Raw genomic sequence first — 18,441 nt, 5'->3', positions numbered from 1 at the left:
CAAATATCTCAGGCGTTTGAGGCCGGTGGCTCTGATGCCTCTTCGGGATCGTCCGCGACATCAATCTCTGAAATATGGGTGCGCACGCGACGCCGAGCATCTTTCGCGACCTGCGCCAGAACAACCTCATGCGGCACGAAAACCGGCGCTGGCGTGAAAGGTTCGACCACGGCGGCCATGTGGATGCCCAAAGCATCAAGCGCCGCAATCAGGGCCTTGTCCGCGCGCACCAGCAAGCGGTCATTATCAAGCTGGCAGGGCGCGTGGAACTGGCCCACGCAGAGCGCTGCGAGCACAAGATCGCCGCGCAATTCTGTAAGGGTTTCGGGCGTAGGACTTGCGGGCATCGGAGCCTCCGATCACTGAGTGTTCAAACCCAGACTATCGCGCGCCTCTGCCCAATCAAGCAAGCCCAGTTGTTCAGCAGTAAAAACGGTCGCGGAACACATGGCGCACGATCCCCTCGCGGGTGATCCCCATGGCGGCAAGTTCGGCATCTGTTTTCGCTTCGAGACGGGCGACTTCTTCTTGGCGCGACTGACGCTCCATGAAATGCATGAACCCTTCGGCAAAGCCGTGAACCAGCTTGCTGAGAATCGATTGTTCGCCACGTGCATTGGTGGTGATGAAAGCCATTGGAAACCTCCTGAAGTGTTGCTGTGTCAGGTCGTTTCCTCCCTGCGTCCAGAGATAGGTCAGCTTCGCTGTCCAGACCACCGCCAATCCCGCATTGCCGCCATGCACGTGCTGCAGTGCAGCGTAAACACATCCCTAAGAGCGGCGCCTATTGGCGCAGAATCTCTGGATTTGCCAGCGCGCGCGCGATATGGGCTTGATCATGAACACACTCACGATCCCCCGCCCCGACGATTGGCACCTGCATCTGCGCGATGGTGCGATGCTGCATAGCATCGTCGGCGAAAGCGCGCGCGATTTCGCCCGCGCGATCATCATGCCCAATCTTGTGCCCCCGGTGGTCACGAGCGCACAAGCTGCAGCCTATCGCGACCGCATTCTGGCCGCCCTACCAGAGGGGGCCGCGTTTGAGCCGCTGATGACGCTCTATCTGACTGAAGATACCGATCCCGCCGATGTGGCCGCTGCCGCCGCTTCGGGGCTGATCAAGGCGGTGAAACTCTATCCCGCAGGCGCCACGACCAATTCGGATTCGGGCGTGCGCAATTTCGACAAGGTGCGCCCGGTTTTTGAGAAGATGGCCGAGATCGGCTTGCCGCTCTGCACACATGGCGAAGTTACCACGCCAGATGTCGATATTTTTGACCGCGAGTCGGTGTTCATCGACAGCGTTCTGGACCCGATCCGGCGCGCGACGCCCGGTCTGCGTGTCGTGATGGAACATGTGACCACCAAAGACGGCATCGACTATGTCGCCGCACAAGGCGCGGATATGGGCGCCACGATCACCACCCACCACCTGATCATCAACCGCAACCATATCCTCGTGGGTGGGATCAAGCCGCATTACTATTGCCTGCCAGTCGCCAAGCGCGAGCATCACCGCCGCGCCTTGGTCGAGGCCGCGACCTCGGGCAACCCGCATTTCTTTCTGGGCACCGACAGCGCGCCCCATTCCGACCCGGCCAAGGAAAGCGCCTGTGGCTGTGCGGGCTGCTTCACCGCCACCAATACGATGCCGCTTCTGGCGCATATCTTCGAGGCCGAGGGGCGGCTCGACGCGCTGGCCGCCTTTGCCAGCGAAAACGGCCCGCGCTTTTATGGTCTGCCGGTGAACGGGGCCACTCTGAGCCTGCACAAAAGCGAGCACCCCGCAACATGGCCCGCCAAGATCAACACCGGCGCGGGCCCCGTCACCCTGTTCGATCCGGGCTTCCCGGTCTATTGGCATGTAAAGAACTGAGTTTCATCTAGCCTGAAATACTCCCGCCGGAGGCTCCTGTCCGATCTGTGGGACGCTCCGCGGGGAGTATTTGGCGCTAGATGAAACCCACGCAAAAGGACAAAGCGATGATCCCCAGCACCTATCCCGCCCGCGAAGAAATTGCGCGCCTCACGGCCCGGATGCTTCTGGAAATCGAGGCGGTGCATTTCAACGCCGATGAGCCCTTTACGCTCGCCTCCGGCCTGCCCTCGCCGACCTATATCGATTGCCGTAAACTGATTTCGTTTCCGCGCATTCGCTCGACCTTGATGGATTTTCTAACCGTGACGGTGATGCGCGATGCCGGGTTCGAGGCGTTTGACAATATCGCGGGTGGCGAGACCGCGGGCATTCCCTTTGCCGCGATGGTGGCCGAGCGCATGGCGCTGCCGATGACCTATGTACGTAAGAAACCAAAAGGCTACGGGCGCAATGCCCGCATCGAGGGCGCAATGAGCGAAGGCCAGCGCGTGCTGCTGGTCGAGGATTTGACCACTGATGGCGGCTCAAAACTGAGCTTTGTCGATGCGATCCGCGAGACCGGCGCGACGTGCGGGCATACTGCGGTGATCTTCTACTACGGAATCTTCCCCGAAACCGTGCCGAACCTGCGCGAGCATGGCGTCGAGCTGCATCATCTGTGCACCTGGTGGGACGTTCTTGCAGAGGCGCGCGATCAGGGCAGTTTCAGCAAGGACACGCTGGACGAGGTCGAGGCGTTTTTGACCGCGCCGCGTGCTTGGCAGGATGCGCGCAAGGGCGCATAGCGCGCGCGAATTTCTTGTGGATAAAACTGTGGACCGCTTGGGGGTAATTCTCCTGCGAATCTGTGATGGGCGCAGGCTGCCACCAAATGTGGTAGGGCCGAGGACACATGCCGCTTGATCTCGGCCGCAAGACAGACTTCACCCGCAGTTTTCCACATATTTATCCAGATACCCAAAGCGTCCCGCTCTCGTTAGAAGGGCGCAAGAACAACCGGGAGCAGGGCCTATGAACGATCAAACAAACCGACCCGATGAAAGCGCACCCGGCATCGAAGCTGCCCCCGCCCCGCCCCATAATATTGAGGCGGAACAACAGCTTCTGGGCGCGATCCTGACCAATAACGACATTTATGACCGCATCGCCTCGGTGATCAAACCCGAGCACTTCTACGAGCCGGTGCATCAACGCATCTACGAGGTCGCCACCGCCAAGATTCAGAAAAACGCGCTGGCCTCGCCGGTCACGCTGAAAGCCTATCTTGAGGATGACGAGGGTCTCAAAGAGCTGGGCGGACCGGCCTATCTCGCGCGCATCGCGGGGGCGGCGATCTCGGCGCATGCGGCGCGCGATTACGCGGTGATGATCTATGAGATGGCGGTGCGGCGCGGGCTGATCGAGCTGGGCGGTGATATCGCCTCGCGTGCGGCACGCCCCACGATCGACGATGACGACCCGAAAATCCAGATCTCCGAAGCCGAGCAACGTCTTTACACCTTGGCCGAGGAAGGTCAGGCGCAAAAGGGCTGGACCTCGTTCCTGTCAGCCGTAACCGAGGCCGTGCAGTCGGCCAATGCCGCCTATCAGCGCGATGGCGGGTTGGCGGGCGTGTCCACCGGGTTGATTGATCTGGACAAGAAGCTGGGCGGTTTGCACCCCTCGGATTTGTTGATCCTTGCGGGGCGTCCCTCGATGGGTAAGACCTCGCTGGCCACCAATATCGCGTTCAACATCGCCAAAGCCTATAAGCGCGGGCGGAGGTATGACGGGCAGGAAGGTGCGGTCGAAGGCGGCGTCGTGGGCTTCTTCAGTCTCGAAATGAGCGCCGAACAATTGGCGGCGCGGATCTTGTCGGAAGCCTCGGAAGTGCCCTCGGAACGCATCCGGCGCGGCGACATGTCCGAGGGCGAATTCCGCCGCTTCGTCGAGGCCGCCAAGTCGCTCGAAACCTGCCCGCTTTACGTTGATGACACGCCTGCCCTGCCTATCGGTCAGGTGGCCGCGCGCTGTCGTCGCCTCAAGCGCACCTCGGGGCTGGATGTGGTGATCGTGGACTATCTGCAGCTGCTGCGCGGCACCGGACGGGGCGACAACCGTGTGCAGGAAATTGGTGAGATTTCGATGGGTCTCAAAGCCATCGCAAAAGAGCTGCATATCCCGGTGATCGCGCTGTCACAGCTTAGCCGGACGGTCGAAAGCCGCGAGGATAAACGCCCGCAACTCAGTGACTTGCGCGAATCCGGATCGATCGAGCAAGACGCCGATGTGGTGATGTTCGTCTATCGCGACGAGTATTATCACGAACGTCTCAAGCCACAGGAAGACGACCCGAAATTCGCCGAATGGCTGCAAAAAGCCGAACGCGTGCATGGCAAGGCCGAGGTGATCTTGGGCAAGCAGCGCCACGGGCCAATCGGCACGGTGGATCTGTCGTTTGAAAGCCAGTTCACCCGCTTTGGCAACCTCGCGCGGCAATATCAAGGCGATGGCGGCGACGCCTTCTGATTGGCTCGCCTGCCTTAGCGCTCCGTCAGCTTCAATTCGATCCGGCGATTTTGCGCGCGCGCCTCGGGGGTGTCGGCTGTATTGACCGGGTCGAATTGCGCAAATCCGGCGGCGGCGAGGCGCTGGGGCGGAAAGCCAAGACTGTCCACCATATATTTCACCACCGACAGCGCGCGGGCCTGGCTGAGTTCCCAGTTATCCTTGAACTGGCCCGTGCCCGAAAGCGGCGTGTCATCGGTGTGCCCATCAACGCGGATGATCCACGGAATATCGCCGGGAATTTCCGAGCGCAGTTGATCGAGCAGCCCCGTCACCTGCTTGATCTGCGCCTTGCCCGCATCTGACAGCGTGGCTGACCCTGCCGGGAACAGCACTTCGGAAGAGAACACGAACCGATCGCCCTCGACCTTTACGCCCGAGCGGCCCTTGAGCAGCTGCGACAGCTTACCGAAAAACTCCGAACGATAGTTTTGCAGATCCTTCGCCTCGGCCTCGGCCTTTTTGCGCGCGGCCTCTTCCAGATCGGCACGTTTCTTTTGTTCTGACGCGGCGCGAGCAAGAGCTGCGTTCAACTGCTGGCCCAGATTATCCAGTTGCACCTTTGAGGCGGCATCCTTTTGCTGCGCCTCATCGAGCACCGATTGCAGCTGCGCCAATTGCGTGCTCAGTGCCGCAACCTGCTGATTGAGCAGCGCCACTTTTTTGGCGGCATCATCCGAGATCTGCGTCTGTTCCTGCAGCGCCTTTTGCGCGGTCGCCTTTAGCGCGGCCTGTTTCTCGGCCTCGCTAAGCTGCTGATTAAGCTGAGATTCGATGTCTTTCTTTGCGGTTTGTGCGGCGGCCAGAAGGGTCAACGTGTCTTCCGCCTTTTTGCGCGCCTCTTCCAGTTGCAGGGTCATCGCCGCCACCGCATCGCCCGATTGCGTCAGCTTGGTGCGCAGATCGGCGATGGTTTCCTTGCTGAGGCGAATCTCGTCGGCCTTGGCGGTCGCATCGCTTTGCGCAGCGTCGCGTTGCCCGATCAACTGCGCGACGCGGGCCTCGAATTCGGTGATCTTCTGACCCGCAGCGTCAAGGGCGGCCTTGCGATCAGCCAGTTGCGAGGTCAGCGTCGCGATCAGCGAATTTTGCTGATCGGCGGCGTCGCGGGCATCTTCCAACTCGCCCGTCAGGCGCTGCGTGCGCGTCTGTTGCAGCGACAGCGCGCGTGCCAGATTGCTGACCTGTTCATTCAGAGCCACCAGTTCACCCTCTTTGGTGCTCAGGGTGTCGCGCAGAACCGATTGCACGATCATGAAGATCGACAGCACAAACATCAGCACCAACAACAGTGCCGTCATCGCATCGACAAAGCCGGGCCAGATATTACCCGAGAACCGGTTGTTATTGCGCCGCGCCAAGGCCATGGATCAGTCCTCGCGCGGGGGTTTATAGCCCAGAATGGCGCGGGTAAGCCCGGCGAAATCATGGCGCAGCTCGGCCATGCTTTCTTGCCGCCCGGCCGAGATTTCCTCGAGCATGCGCATCATTTGCTGATCAATCGAGCGCAGGCGCATCCGGGTTTCCACCAGCGCTTCGGCCTCGGGCGCGCCTTCGGCAGTGCGCGCAGACAGGTTATCGAGCGCATAGATCAGCCGATCTTGCCCATCCGCCATATGCTGAAGCGAGCGTGCCTGAACCGCGCGGGCGTCAATCTCTCCGCCCATGCGTTCAGACAGGTCGTGCAGGGCGTTGGACAGATGCGCGATACGCGCCTCGGTTTGCACCCGCCCGGCGTCTGATCGCACGAACAGAGTCTGGATTTGCTCCATCTGCTCGGACATGTGATCAAGGATGCCCGCCACCATCGAGCCCTCGCCGTCACCCCCTTCAAGCGCGGTGAAGGACAGCCGCGTGATCGAGGAAATCCATTCCTCCAACTCGCGGTAAAACCGGTTCTGGCCGTGATTGGCGAATAGCTCCAGCAGCCCCACCACCAGCGAGCCCGCAAGGCCCAACAGCGACGAAGAAAACGCCGTGCCCATGCCGCCAAGCTGCGCCTCAAGCCCCTTCATGAGGTTGTCAAACACGCCCATCGCGCTTTCGCCCTCTTTGGGGGCCAATGCGCGAATGGTTTCCACAACGGCAGGCACGGTCGTGGCCAGACCGTAAAACGTGCCCAACAGTCCGAGGAAAATCAGCAATGAGGTGATATAGCGCGTGATGTCGCGCGCCTCGTCGATCCGCGTCGCCACCGATTCCAAGATCGAGCGCCCCGAACTGGATGACACGGCGCGCCGCGCCTCACGCGAACCGAGCAGCGAGGCCAAGGGGGCCAACATCGACGGCGCTGTCACCTCGGGGCGTCCGGGGCGATCCGCGGCAAAACTTTCGATCCAGTTCACCGCCTTGACCAGCTGTACCACCTGCCAGAAACAGGCAAGAATACCAAAGCCAAAGACCGTAACGATCACCCCGTTCAGCCAGGGATTTGCCAAGAAAATCGGGAAAATCCGGGAATAGGCGAAATAGCCCCCCGTCCCGACCAGTATCAACACCAACAGCATCAGCAGAACCTGACGCACGGGTTGTGAAAATTGTGGGTCTATCCGCACTGGCTCGTGCATGCCCTGCCCCTTTGCCTGTTTGGACAAAGACTAGCGATGCGCGCAGTCTTCGCCAAGCGTTAACACGTCAATTCACGCACGCGTGCCGCAAGTGCATCCAGCATCGTGTCGGGAATGCCCAATTCGTGCAAATGTGCCGCAGTATTGAACAAATAGTCGCGATTGGGGCCACGCCCGCCGGTCGATTGCGCAATGATCTGGGCCTGCTCTTCAAGGCTGAGCCCACCGCAATATTGATCGTGGTGCCGGTCGATTACATAGGTCACGGCCCGCACACGCCGCCCATCGGCCAGATCCAGCGCGATGGCTTGCTCGAAATAAGCCGAGGTGACCAATTCGCGCGCACGCAGATAGGCCAGCACGCTATCTTCTTCGCCCGCGCGAACGGCAAACGCGACACCATCACACGCGCCCTCCCCCGCATCGAGCGCCAGCACCAGTCCCGGCGCTTCGGGCGTGCCGCGATGCACAAGCGAGCGCAGACAGAAAGAACGCGCAAAACCCGGAGCGCGGGCCAGCGCGCGTTCGGCAGGTTCAAAGCCAGGGTTCCAGATCAGCGAACCATAGCCAAAGATCCAGGTCGTGTTTGAGTCGGACTGGTTGTTCATCCTCAAGCGCATTACATGGGGAAGAGGATGATTGCAAAGAGGCACTGAGCGATGCGCAAGCTGATCTGGCTGGTAGTGATTTTGACGCTTGGCTATGCTGGCTATTGGTTTGTCGGGGCGCACAAGATCAAGGCGGGCGCGCAAGATATGCTGGCACAGGCCCAGCAAGAGGGTTGGGGAGATGCCAAAGGCGTGTCCTTGGCAGGCTTTCCATCGCGCTTTGATCTGACCTTCCAGCAGCCCCAATTGTTCGGCTCGGATGGCGCTTGGACTTGGTCGGCCCCCTATGCGCAGGTTTTCGCGCTGGGATATGCCCCCAATAAAATCATCGCCTATCTGCCTTCGGATCAGAAAATCGCCCTTGGATCTGAGGCTTACACGCTCAGCCTTGCTGATATGCGCAGCTCTGTGACGGTCGGCTATTCCTCGGCTTTGCCGCTTGAAAACGCGGTCACGGTGATCACAAGCCCGGTGCTGACGCCCCAAATGGGCAGCGCGCCAAGCCTGAGCGCCGATCAGCTACGCTTGGCAGTCTCGCGCGAAGACAAGGCACAGGGCGCGCTGCCCGACCCTAATGACAAGGGCCAGTTGGTGATGCCGGGTGCAACCTATCGGCTGGGGGCCGAGGCGGTAAACCTGATGCTGCCCACCGCTCTGGTCGACAAACTGGCACCAAAATCGGGGCTTGGGGATACGATTGCGCGTCTCCATTTCGACGCGCTGGCGGGGCTGCGCGACCCGATCACAAGGGCTGCCGCCGATCAGGGCTTGCCGGGGCTGATGACATTGGCGCTAAGTGATCTGTCGCTAAGCTGGGGCGGCAATGATCTGTCGGCCTCGGGTAATCTGCGCATTGATGCCAGCGGCTATCCCGAAGGCACGCTGCAAATCCGCTCTGCCACGTGGCGCAAATGGATTTCCATCGCGCAAGGGGTTGGGTTGATTGGGAAAGACGAGGTCAACGTGATCACCGGTGTGGCAACAATGCTGGCGGCGAAAGACCCCCAAGATGCGCTGGAAGTGCCGCTCATTTTCCAGAATGGACAGATGAGCCTCGGGCCGATCCCGCTGGGTGCTGCGCCGCAATTTCCGCAGCAGCAGGGCTGATCTAGCGGCAATAAGCTCCGCTGCGATAGCTGGCCACATCGACATGCAGATGATCCTGATGGAAGCTGTCCGATTTCGGCCCCAGCACGGTGCCAAATGTCCCGCAGGCCGATTTGTGCATCTTGCGAATGATGCGCCGCTTGCCGTGCCAATCATCTTGCACAGTCAGCCGCGTGCCATCCCGCAGCACCACGCCAGACACGTCAATCGCGTTGCCCTTGGAATGCTCGCTCAGCTTGGCCCCTTTGCGCGAATTGCGCGTCCGGCAGGAATACGAGGCCGCGATATTGAGCGTCGCAATGCCCCCGCCGCGCTTGCCCACGGCCGGTTTGATCCCGCGATCCACCCAACGCTTGAAGGCCGCCGCCGCAGTGCAATTGACCCGCGCGGGGGAGGATAGCGCAATGCCGGACACCGCCGTGATCTGCACCGGATCGACGATACCGCAGGCTCCGGGCCCGTCGATCGGGGCAATGCGCGCGCCCTCCAGCCCGGCAATGCCGCATAACGCACCCGAAGACGAATAACCCGCCGGTTCGCGCTCGGCCCTACCGCAAGACACCAGTGCAAGCGCCGCAACTGCGATGATCGCCCCGCGCGTCATCCGTCTTTCTTCGGAGCACGCCCGAAATCAGGTGCATCGGTATCCTGCCCCGCCTCGATGATGCCGCGCCGGATCGCGCGGGTGCGGGTGAAATAGTCATGCAGCATGTCGCCATCCCCCATCCGGATCGCGCGCTGCAGCATGAAAAGTTCCTCGGTAAAGCGGCCCAGCACATCCAGCGTGGCCTCTTTGTTGGTCAGGAACACATCGCGCCACATCACCGGATCCGAGGCCGCGATACGGGTGAAATCGCGAAAGCCAGAGGCGGAGTATTTGATGACTTCTTCGTGGGTTACGCGGCGAAGGTGATCTGCCACACCGACCATCGTATAGGCAATCAGGTGGGGCGTGTGCGACACCACGGACAACACCAGATCATGATGATCGGGGGCCATTTCATCGGTATTGGCGCCCATCGCCTCAACCAGCGATTTGAGCCGGGCAAGTGCCTCGGGGTCCGTGCCTTCAAGCGGCGTGAACAGCCACCAGCGATTGGTGAACAACGTCGCAAAGCCTGCGCGCGGCCCCGATTGCTCGGTGCCCGCCAGCGGGTGACCAGGAATGAAATGCACGCCCTGCGGGACATGCGGGCCGACCGCATCGATCACCGCGCGCTTGACCGAGCCGACATCCGTGAGCGTCGCGCCCGGGGCCAGATGGGGGGCGATTTCCTCGGCAATCGCGCCCATCACGCCAACAGGCACGCACAAAACCACCAGATCGGCCCCATCCACGGCCGCGGCTGCGGTGTCATGCACGCTATCGACAAGGCCGATGTCCAGCGCGGTCTCGCGCGTTTCAGCCGAGCGCGCATGCCCCGAGATGCTGCCCGCAAGCCCGCCCTCGCGCAGCGCACGCGCCATCGACGAAGCGATCAACCCCAGCCCGATCAGCGCGACTTTCTGATAGATCACGCTCATGCGGTTTGGCTCGCGCCGCCAGCCTTGAACACGCCGATCAGATGCGCGACACGGCGGCAGGAGGGCTCATCGCCCACAGTGATGCGCAGGCAATTGGGCAGATTGTAGCCCGCCACGCGGCGCACGATCACGCCTTCGGATTTCAGCCAGTCATCGCAGGCTTCAGCCTCTTGCGTAGAGGCAAAGCGCGCGAGGATGAAGTTCGCCGTGGAAGTGTCTGATGGCACGCCCTTTTCCGCGAGCGCCTCGGCAAGCCAAGCGCGCAGACGGGTGTTGTCATCGCGGCATTTATTGACCCAATCCTGATCGCGAACGGCGGCCTCGGCGGTCTCGAGCTGCGCGGTGGCAAGGTTGAACGGACCGCGAATGCGGTTGAGAATATCGATGATCTCACGCGGGCCATAGCCCCAGCCCACGCGCAACCCGCCCAGACCATAGATCTTGGAAAACGTGCGCGTCATGAAGACGTTGGGCAGGCGCGTGGCCAGCTCTGCCCCGCCGTCATAGCCCTCGACATATTCGGCGTAAGCCCCGTCGATCACCAGCAGCGCCCCTTTGGGCAGACCATTGGCAAGACGTTCCAACTCGGCCAGACCAATCATCGTGCCCGTCGGGTTGTTGGGATTGGCGAGGAACACCAGCTTGGTCTTCTTGGTGCAAGCCGACAGGATCACATCGACATCGGTGGTGCGCTCGCGCTCGGCCACCTGCACGGGGGTGCCGCCCGCCGCTTGCGTGGCGATGCGATACATCAAGAACCCGTGCTCGGTGAAAATCACCTCATCGCGCGGCCCCACGAAGGACTGGCACAGCATGTGGATGATCTCATCGCTGCCCACACCGCAAATAATGCGGTCGGGATCCAGCCGATGGACATCGCCAATGGCGCTGCGCAGCCGCACGTGATCGGTCGAAGGGTAGCGGTGCAGCGTGTGGGCGCATTTGGCAAACGCGTCCTTGGCCTTGTCAGAGGGGCCAAAGGGGTTCTCGTTCGAGCTGAGCTTGATGGCATCGGTGCGCCCTGCGACATGGGCCGCCCCGCCCTGATACAGCTCGATTTCCATGATGCCGGGTTGCGGGCGGATGTGACTCGTCATGACCTGTTCCTCGAAATTCTCCTGATATCTAACGGCGCGCGGCGCGCGCGGCTAGTCACAAGATCACTGAAACGGCACCAAGCGCGAATTGCGCGGCCCCAGCGCAACGCTGTGGCCCGATAAACGAAAAAGGCCGCACCCGAGGGCGCGACCTTTCGCAAAAAACCGGCGAAGACTGGAAAATCAGTTCTTCGCGTAGAATTCGACAACGAGGTTGGGTTCCATCTGAACCGCGTAGGGCACGTCACCCAGCTTGGGCGTGCGCACGAAGGTCGCAACCATCTTGTTGTGATCAACGTCGAGGTAATCGGGCACGTCGCGCTCGGGCGATTGCACGGCTTCGAGAACCAGCGCCATTTGCTTGGATTTCTCGCGCACTTCGATCACGTCGCCCTCTTTCACACGGTAGGAGGGGATGTTCACTTTCTTGCCGTTCACCATGACGTGGCCGTGGTTCACGAACTGACGTGCCGCAAAGACGGTCGGCACGAATTTCGCACGGTAAACCAGCGCGTCGAGGCGACGCTCGAGCAGACCTACCAGGTTCTCACCGGTGTCGCCGCGCACACGCTCGGCTTCGGCATAGATGCGGCGGAATTGTTTCTCGGTCAGATCGCCGTAATAGCCCTTGAGCTTTTGCTTGGCGCGCAGCTGGGTGCCGAAATCGGACAGTTTGCCCTTGCGGCGCTGGCCGTGCTGGCCCGGGCCGTATTCGCGGCGGTTGACCGGCGACTTAGCACGGCCCCAGATGTTTTCGCCCATACGGCGGTCGATTTTATACTTGGCAGACGTGCGTTTGGTCACGGCTGGACTCCTTCTTAGCGTTTCGAAGGGCGTTGTCCTCCTCCGGGGCCTCTCGGCGACCGGCGACAGGTTTCCTCTTGCGAGGTCCACCAACACCAATGAATGACCCGGCAGCGTTGGCTACCGGGATGGCGGGCTTATAGGAGCCCCCCCGAGAGGTGTCAACGCGGTTTTGACCTATTTCCTTGGCGCAGCGACAGCGCGATCCCGCCCAACACCAGCGCCGCCGCGATCCAGAAGCGCAGCGAGGGGGTCTCGGCCAGCAAGACCGCCCCGCCAAGGGCTGCGAGGATGGGCACGGAAAGCTGTGCGATCGCAGCAAGGCTGGAGGGTATTTGCGGCAGCACGCGATACCACAGCGCATAGCCCAGCCCCGAGGTGATCGCCCCCGTGGTCAGCGCGGGTGCCCAGCCCCAGCTTGCGCCCTGCCCCCAATCGCGCGCCAGCCCCAGCCAGATCAGCGCCAGCGGCACCGCCAGCGCAAAGTTCAACGCACTCGCCACCAGCGGATCGCCCGCGCGCCGCCCGTTCAGCGAATACAGCCCCCAACCGACCCCCGCCAGCGCCATCAGTCCGAAGCCCAGCGGATCAAGATGCTGCCCGCCCGCGCTGGGAACCAGCAGCACCGCCAACCCGCCAAAGGCCAGCCCCGCGCCAATCCAACGCCAAAGCGAGATCGGCTCGCGCTGCACCAAGGCCCCCGCAAACATCGTGATCTGCACCATGCCAAACAGCGTTAGCGCCCCGACACCGGCATCAATCAGCCCGCTCGCGATGGAGAATCCGTAGATATAGAGAAACAGCGTGGCCACACCCGCGCCCAAGGCTGCTGGGCGGATACGCATCCCGCGCCAGCCCTTCGCGCCCAACGCCATCACCAGCAACACCAACGCCCCCGATCCCAACCGCACGACAGCGGTGAACGCAGGCCCCCACTCTGCCCCATGCACCGCCATCCGGTTGAGCACCGAATTGGCCGCAAAAGCGATCATCACAAGGGCGGTGAGGGCGAAAAGGCGCATAAGGCTCCTTGTATCGCGACTAGGTGAGGCCCTATTTGCGCCGCGCAATGTAGGGCTGGGCGGTGCAATGCCCCGATCCCCTGAAGCTGTTGTCGTAGCCGAGCGGCATCTGTTGGACCTGCACGTCAATCGTATCCTTGAGCAGCGTAACCGACTCGCTTACGCCGGGGATCGTATTTGCCACGCCGCGCGAACGCCCTTTTACGTTCTTTACCTCCCAACGGAAGGTGATGCGCGCGGGATTGTCAACCACGAGCTTGACGGGGATGCCTTTGCCATAGGTCTGCCAGATCAGCCCGTCGACCGCCTTCGCCTCGCCCGTCTGGGCATTATAGGCGATCTCCAAAGTCTTCGACATGAAGCTCCGGCTATAGCGGTTGGTCAACTTGCATTTGTAAAGGGTCGCGTCAGCTTGTGCGGCCGTAGCGCCCATCATCAAAGTCGCAGCGATCAGTAATCTTCCCAAATACATGATTTATATCTCACAAATTGTTTGATCCGGCGCCAACTCGGCCATGGTGTGAACCGGCGAAATCCGCCTATTCGGGTTAGCGCGCCGGAAAAATCCTGTAAAGAAACGTCAGCGCCAAGGCCGCTCTCGCACCAACACCTTCGCGCGAGCGCGATGCGACTTTGCTGTCCTTCCCCCTCGTCACTGCGGGTCAACTAAGTCCAGGCGCACCGAATTTGCCGCAAGGGCAATCGTGACAAGAAAGGTAAGGGACACAAGACGAGCAAGGTCAAACACAGCTAAGCCTGCAACGGCTGCGCGTTCGCGCGCGGCACAAAATGTAGATGCAACGTATATACATTGCATAACAATTTCTGTTAGCTTGCTCCTATTCAAGAAGGGAACGGCCCGGTGGACAAAAAGGACAAAGCAAAGAAATCGCGCAAGGATGGGCAATTGGTCATCCGGATCGCGACGCACGAACGCGATGCCTTTGTGGCGTTATGTGACACGCTCGACACAAGCGCTGCGCGCGAGTTACGCCGCTACATCCGCCGTTTTCTGAATGAACATGAGACAGACACATCTGATAGCTGAAAGGAGCCTGATCATGGCGAAGAAAGCAAAGATCAAAGACCTCAAGAAAGAAGTGAAACTGCGCAAAACGAAAGTTGAGCGTCAGGAGAAAAAGCTGAAATCGGCCAAGAAAGCGCTGAAGAAAGCTGCCTGAGCCTTTCGCGCTCTGGCTGCGGCCCCGGTCGCGCCATAGCAATAAACAAAGCCCGGATCACCAAGATCCGGGCTTTCGTCATTTCAGAACGGCGTGCCCCCCAGAGGGGTGCGCACATTACCCTGCGAACACTCAGTCGCGGGTATACATGCCCTCATAAATGGGCGTCAGGGTTTCGGTCTCAAACAGTGACGAGACGGACGTGCCCGACCAAGTGTTCAAGATCGCTTGGGCAAACATCGGCGCGGTGGGCACGATGCGGATATTGGGGCAGGCTTTGACGGCCTCGCTCGGCTCAATGGAATCCGTGATCACCAGCGACTTCATCACCGATTTGCTGACCCGTTCAACCGCCGGGCCCGACAGCACGCCATGGGTGATATAGGCGTGGACCTCGGTGGCGCCCGCCTCCATCAGCACTTCGGCGGCCTTGCACAAAGTGCCTGCAGTGTCACAAATATCGTCCACGATGATACATTTCTTACCCGAGACATCACCGATCACCGTCATCCCCGCGATCTCGCCCGCCTTCTCGCGCCGCTTATCCACGATCGACAGCGGTGCCTCGATCCGCTTGGCCAGCTCGCGGGCCCGCGCCACGCCGCCCACGTCGGGCGAGACGACCATCACGTCATCCATCTTGCCCTTGAAGTGATGCAGGATATCCAGCGCGAAGACCGGGCTGGCATACAGGTTGTCCACCGGAATATCGAAGAAGCCCTGAATTTGCGCCGCGTGCAGATCCAGCGTCAGGATGCGGTCGATGCCGGATTCGGTCAGCAGGTTCGCCACCAGCTTGGCCGAGATCGGCGTGCGCGCCTTGGTGCGGCGATCCTGACGGGCATAGCCGAAATAAGGGATTACGGCGGTGATGCGATCGGCCGAGGACCGACGCAGCGCATCCGACATGATCAGCAATTCCATCAGGTTGTCATTGGCCGGGTTCGAGGTCGACTGGATGATGAACATATCCTCGCCGCGCACGTTCTCATACACTTCGACGAAAATCTCGCCATCGTTGAAGCGCTCAACCCGGGTATCGACCAACCCCACCGACATGCCCCGATGCATCGACATCCGCCGCGCTATGGATTGCGCCAGCGGGCGGTTCGAATTTCCGGAAATCAGTTTGGGTTCTGTGACAACAGACATCAGGGCAGGTCCTCAGGGCAGCGCCGGGTCGCCCCGACAGGATTCGGTTGATTGCGCCTGCCTTAGCACCGAGGTAGCGTGGCGGCAATTTCCACCGTCAAGAAAGTGTTATCAATGGCGCGGATCGATTATTTTTTCGGCGTATTCAGCCCCTGGACCTATCTCGCAGGCCAGCGACTCGAGGAAATCGCCACCCGGCACGGGGCGCAGATCGTCTATAAACCGCTGGATCTGATTGCGCTGTTTGCACGCACAGGCGGCACGGCGCCGGCGCAGCGTCCGCAATGCCGGATGGATTATCGCATGCAGGAGCTCAAGCGCTGGTCGGCCAAGCTTGGCATGGCGATGGATTTCACCCCGCCGTTTTTCCCGACCAATCCGGCGCCTGCCTCTTATGCGATCATCGCCGCACAACAGGCCGGCGGGGGCGATCTGGGCGGGCTGTCGCATGCGATTACGCGCGCCTGCTGGGCCGAGGGCAAGGATATCGCGCAGGACGAGGTGATCCGCGAGGCACTTGAGGCCAATGGGTTTTCCGGCGATCTGGTCACTTCGGGGCTGTTTGAGGGCGCGCTGACTTATGAGCGCAACCTGCAAGAGGCCGTGGATCGCGGCGCGTTCGGTGCGCCCTTTTATATCGTGGCCGAAAGCGATGAGCGTTTCTGGGGTCAGGACCGCCTCGAGTTTTTGGACGACCATCTGGGAACGCTGTAATGGTGCGCGACATCCGGCAAGGCGCTGAAATCGCGTGGCAAACCCTTGGTGTTGGCGCGCGGCCCGCGCTGGCGATCCACTGCACCTTGGGCAATTCCAAGCTGTGGGAAGGCGCGCTGACGCCGCTTGCCGCCCAGATCAGTGCCATAACCTTCGATCAGCCCGGCCACGGCCAATCCGCGCCCTGGCGCGGTGATCCGTCCGAACCGGGTGCTTTCCAGACGCTGGTGACGCGCATCGCGGCCAGCTTCATCGAACGCCCCGTCGATCTGATCGGGCACAGCTTCGGCGCCTCGGTGGCCTTGCGCATCGCGGTGGGCGCGCCCGAGGCGGTGCGCTCGCTCACCCTGATTGAACCCGTGCTGTTCGCAGTTCTGCCCGAAAGCGACCCGGAATGGCAGGCGCTGCGCACCAAGCAGAACCATTTCGAGGCGATGATGGCGGCAGGCGATCACGAGGCCGCCGCGCGCGGCTTTATGCGCGACTGGGGCACCGGTCAGCCTTGGGATAGCTATAGCGAGGCACAGCGCGCTCGCTTCATCGCCACGATGCCGATGGTGGAGAATATCAGCCGCGCGAATTTCGAAGATCCGGCGGGCATTGCGCGCGAGGGCGGGATTGAGGCGATCGACGCGCCCGTGATGATCATTCACGGCGATCAATCGCCCCCGACCATGCCGCGTGTGGCCGAGGCAATCGCGGCGCGCCTGTCCGATGTCGGCGTGGCCTGCATTCGCGACGCAGGCCATATGTTGCCCGTCACCCACGCGGCACAATGCGCCGATCTGCTTGCGGCCAATCTGGAACGCTCGTAGCTCTGGACGCGCCTGCCCCCCTCTGACAGAAAGACCCGATGGCCAAATCTGCCCCCTCTTTTCGTTGTGCTGAATGCGGTGCCACCCATGCCAAATGGTCGGGGCGCTGTGAGGCATGCGGCGCGTGGAATTCCATCGTCGAGGAAAGCCCGCTGTCCAAGGTGCCCGGCTCGGGGCTGGGCGGCGCCAAGGGCAAGCTGATCCAGCTTTCCGCGCTCGACACCAAAGAGGCCCCGCCCAAACGCGCCTTGGCTGGCATGCCTGAGCTGGATCGCGTGCTGGGCGGTGGACTGGTTCAGGCCAGCGCCATTCTGGTCGGCGGCGATCCCGGCATCGGGAAATCCACCCTACTGCTGCAAGCCGCCGCAGCTTTTGCCCGCAAGGGACTGAAAACGCTTTATATCTCTGGCGAAGAAGCCGCGAGCCAAGTGCGCATGCGCGCCGCGCGCCTTGGTCTGGCAGATGCGCCGGTGGGCCTGGGGGCCGAAACCTCACTGCGCGATATTCTGACAACGCTTGAAGCCGAGCGCCCCGATCTGGTGGTGATCGACTCAATCCAGACGATGTGGTCAGACCGCGTCGAAAGCGCGCCGGGCTCGGTCAGCCAATTGCGCGCCGCCGCCCATGAATTGGTGAGTTTCGCCAAACGGCGCGGCACCGCCGTGATCCTTGTGGGCCATGTCACCAAGGACGGTCAGATCGCAGGCCCGCGCGTAATCGAGCATATGGTCGACACGGTGTTGTATTTCGAGGGCGAGCGCGGCCACCAGTTTCGCATCCTGCGCGCGGTGAAGAACCGCTTTGGCCCGGCCTCGGAGATCGGCGTATTCGAGATGACCGGCGCGGGTCTGGCCGAGGTCGCCAACCCCTCGGCGCTGTTTCTGTCCGAACGCGGTCAGGCCGCCCCCGGATCGGCCGTGTTCGCAGGCATCGAGGGCACCCGCCCCGTGTTGACCGAAATTCAGGCGCTTGTCGCGCCCTCCTCGCTCGCCTCGCCCCGGCGCACGGTGGTGGGGCTCGATTCGGGGCGAATCTCGACGATTCTGGCGGTGCTGGAATCGCGCTGCGGCATCCCGTTTACCGGGCTTGATGTGTTTCTTAACGTCGCAGGCGGCATGAAAGTCATCGAACCCGCCGCCGATCTGGCCGCCGCCGCCGCGCTTTTGAGTGCCCGAGAAGACACAGCCCTGCCCGCAGATATGGTTATTTTCGGGGAAATCAGCCTCTCTGGTGCGCTTAGACCTGTCGGTCAGGCGGAAAACAGGTTGAAAGAAGCGGCAAAACTTGGTTTTTCACAAGCCATCGCGCCGACGGGGACAAAAGCCGAAGGCACAACCGGGATGTCCATGCGCAAGCTTGGGGATCTCGTGACTTTCACGGGCGAGATGTTCGGCGCGGGTTAGCGCGAGCAGCACAGGAGC

The 18,441-nt window shown here is 61.5% G+C and carries 20 protein-coding genes; 8 read left to right on the top strand and 12 right to left on the bottom strand.

What is annotated here, in order from left to right; all coding sequences use genetic code 11:
• Positions 1–8: 8 nt before the first annotated feature.
• Both AB4874_RS13510 and AB4874_RS13505 read right to left on the bottom strand, forming a co-directional pair.
• Positions 9–347, bottom strand: a complete 339-nt coding sequence (locus tag AB4874_RS13510) for an urease accessory protein UreE C-terminal domain-containing protein (protein WP_368392366.1) — start codon at positions 345–347, stop codon at positions 9–11.
• A 73-nt stretch (positions 348–420) separates the two neighbouring features.
• Entirely contained in the window at positions 421–636 is a 216-nt protein-coding gene (locus AB4874_RS13505) for a hypothetical protein (protein ID WP_295532298.1), read from the bottom strand.
• Between the two features lie 202 nt (positions 637–838).
• Between AB4874_RS13505 and pyrC the strand changes: the two genes are divergently transcribed.
• The 3 genes from pyrC (at position 839) to AB4874_RS13490 (ending at position 4,390) form a co-directional block, all read left to right on the top strand.
• Positions 839–1,879, top strand: a complete 1,041-nt coding sequence (gene pyrC, locus AB4874_RS13500; protein ID WP_438273480.1) for a dihydroorotase — start codon at positions 839–841, stop codon at positions 1,877–1,879.
• Positions 1,880–1,986: 107 nt separating this feature from the next.
• The gene (locus AB4874_RS13495) at positions 1,987–2,667 is read left to right on the top strand and encodes an orotate phosphoribosyltransferase (RefSeq protein ID WP_295532295.1); all 681 of its coding nucleotides are present in this window, start codon (positions 1,987–1,989) and stop codon (positions 2,665–2,667) included.
• Between the two features lie 226 nt (positions 2,668–2,893).
• The gene (locus AB4874_RS13490; RefSeq protein ID WP_295532293.1) at positions 2,894–4,390 is read left to right on the top strand and encodes a replicative DNA helicase; all 1,497 of its coding nucleotides are present in this window, start codon (positions 2,894–2,896) and stop codon (positions 4,388–4,390) included.
• Positions 4,391–4,404: 14 nt separating this feature from the next.
• Here AB4874_RS13490 and AB4874_RS13485 read toward each other — a convergent pair whose 3' ends face one another.
• From AB4874_RS13485 to AB4874_RS13475, 3 genes are read right to left on the bottom strand one after another with little or no spacing between them, the layout of a single operon-like run.
• Positions 4,405–5,796, bottom strand: a complete 1,392-nt coding sequence (locus AB4874_RS13485; RefSeq protein ID WP_295532291.1) for a peptidoglycan -binding protein — start codon at positions 5,794–5,796, stop codon at positions 4,405–4,407.
• 3 nt (positions 5,797–5,799) lie between these two features.
• Positions 5,800–6,996 (bottom strand): biopolymer transporter ExbB, encoded by a 1,197-nt coding sequence (locus tag AB4874_RS13480; RefSeq protein WP_368392365.1) that lies wholly within the window; start codon positions 6,994–6,996, stop codon positions 5,800–5,802.
• Between the two features lie 59 nt (positions 6,997–7,055).
• On the bottom strand, positions 7,056–7,604 hold the full coding sequence (locus tag AB4874_RS13475; RefSeq protein WP_368392364.1) for a gamma-glutamylcyclotransferase: 549 nt from the start codon (positions 7,602–7,604) through the stop codon (positions 7,056–7,058).
• Between the two features lie 51 nt (positions 7,605–7,655).
• Here AB4874_RS13475 and AB4874_RS13470 point away from each other — a divergent pair, with 51 nt between their 5' ends.
• Complete coding sequence (locus AB4874_RS13470; protein ID WP_368392363.1) at positions 7,656–8,711, top strand: DUF2125 domain-containing protein; 1,056 nt, start codon at positions 7,656–7,658, stop codon at positions 8,709–8,711.
• A gap of 1 nt (position 8,712) precedes the next feature.
• Here AB4874_RS13470 and AB4874_RS13465 read toward each other — a convergent pair whose 3' ends face one another.
• The 6 genes from AB4874_RS13465 to AB4874_RS13440 form a co-directional block, all read right to left on the bottom strand.
• Complete coding sequence (locus AB4874_RS13465; protein ID WP_368392362.1) at positions 8,713–9,315, bottom strand: extensin-like domain-containing protein; 603 nt, start codon at positions 9,313–9,315, stop codon at positions 8,713–8,715.
• Entirely contained in the window at positions 9,312–10,235 is a 924-nt protein-coding gene (locus AB4874_RS13460; RefSeq protein WP_295532281.1) for a prephenate/arogenate dehydrogenase family protein, read from the bottom strand. The genes AB4874_RS13465 and AB4874_RS13460 overlap by 4 nt, the downstream gene beginning before the upstream one ends.
• Positions 10,232–11,332 (bottom strand): histidinol-phosphate transaminase, encoded by a 1,101-nt coding sequence (hisC, locus tag AB4874_RS13455; protein ID WP_368392361.1) that lies wholly within the window; start codon positions 11,330–11,332, stop codon positions 10,232–10,234. Before hisC ends, AB4874_RS13460 begins: the two co-directional genes overlap by 4 nt.
• A 183-nt stretch (positions 11,333–11,515) precedes the next feature.
• A complete protein-coding gene (rpsD, locus tag AB4874_RS13450; RefSeq protein ID WP_295532277.1) occupies positions 11,516–12,136 on the bottom strand; it encodes a 30S ribosomal protein S4 in 621 nt (206 codons plus the stop codon).
• A gap of 161 nt (positions 12,137–12,297) precedes the next feature.
• Positions 12,298–13,158 (bottom strand): DMT family transporter, encoded by an 861-nt coding sequence (locus AB4874_RS13445; RefSeq protein ID WP_368392360.1) that lies wholly within the window; start codon positions 13,156–13,158, stop codon positions 12,298–12,300.
• A gap of 31 nt (positions 13,159–13,189) precedes the next feature.
• A complete protein-coding gene (locus tag AB4874_RS13440; protein ID WP_368392359.1) occupies positions 13,190–13,516 on the bottom strand; it encodes a hypothetical protein in 327 nt (108 codons plus the stop codon).
• A 504-nt stretch (positions 13,517–14,020) separates the two neighbouring features.
• Between AB4874_RS13440 and AB4874_RS13435 the strand changes: the two genes are divergently transcribed.
• Positions 14,021–14,206: a hypothetical protein gene (locus AB4874_RS13435; RefSeq protein ID WP_295532271.1), complete on the top strand. Its 186-nt coding sequence runs from the start codon at positions 14,021–14,023 to the stop codon at positions 14,204–14,206.
• 265 nt (positions 14,207–14,471) lie between these two features.
• On the opposite strand, the gene AB4874_RS13430 is transcribed toward AB4874_RS13435, so the two are convergent.
• Positions 14,472–15,491 (bottom strand): ribose-phosphate pyrophosphokinase, encoded by a 1,020-nt coding sequence (locus tag AB4874_RS13430; RefSeq protein WP_295532269.1) that lies wholly within the window; start codon positions 15,489–15,491, stop codon positions 14,472–14,474.
• A gap of 114 nt (positions 15,492–15,605) precedes the next feature.
• Between AB4874_RS13430 and AB4874_RS13425 the strand changes: the two genes are divergently transcribed.
• From AB4874_RS13425 to radA, 3 genes are read left to right on the top strand one after another with little or no spacing between them, the layout of a single operon-like run.
• Positions 15,606–16,205 carry a 2-hydroxychromene-2-carboxylate isomerase gene (locus AB4874_RS13425; RefSeq protein ID WP_295532267.1) on the top strand — a complete coding sequence of 200 codons (600 nt, stop codon included), beginning with the start codon at positions 15,606–15,608 and terminating at the stop codon, positions 16,203–16,205.
• Complete coding sequence (locus tag AB4874_RS13420) at positions 16,205–17,020, top strand: alpha/beta fold hydrolase (RefSeq protein WP_368392358.1); 816 nt, start codon at positions 16,205–16,207, stop codon at positions 17,018–17,020. The genes AB4874_RS13425 and AB4874_RS13420 overlap by 1 nt, the downstream gene beginning before the upstream one ends.
• Before the next feature lie 38 nt (positions 17,021–17,058).
• Entirely contained in the window at positions 17,059–18,423 is a 1,365-nt protein-coding gene (radA, locus tag AB4874_RS13415) for a DNA repair protein RadA (RefSeq protein ID WP_295532263.1), read from the top strand.
• The last annotated feature ends 18 nt before the right edge of the window (positions 18,424–18,441 follow it).

It is taken from the genome of Thioclava arctica (genome assembly GCF_040892615.1).
In the GTDB taxonomy this organism is placed as follows: Bacteria; Pseudomonadota; Alphaproteobacteria; order Rhodobacterales; family Rhodobacteraceae; genus Thioclava; species Thioclava arctica.
Note: the sequence above shows the minus strand (reverse complement) of the source record. Positions and strands in the feature narration are given on the sequence as shown.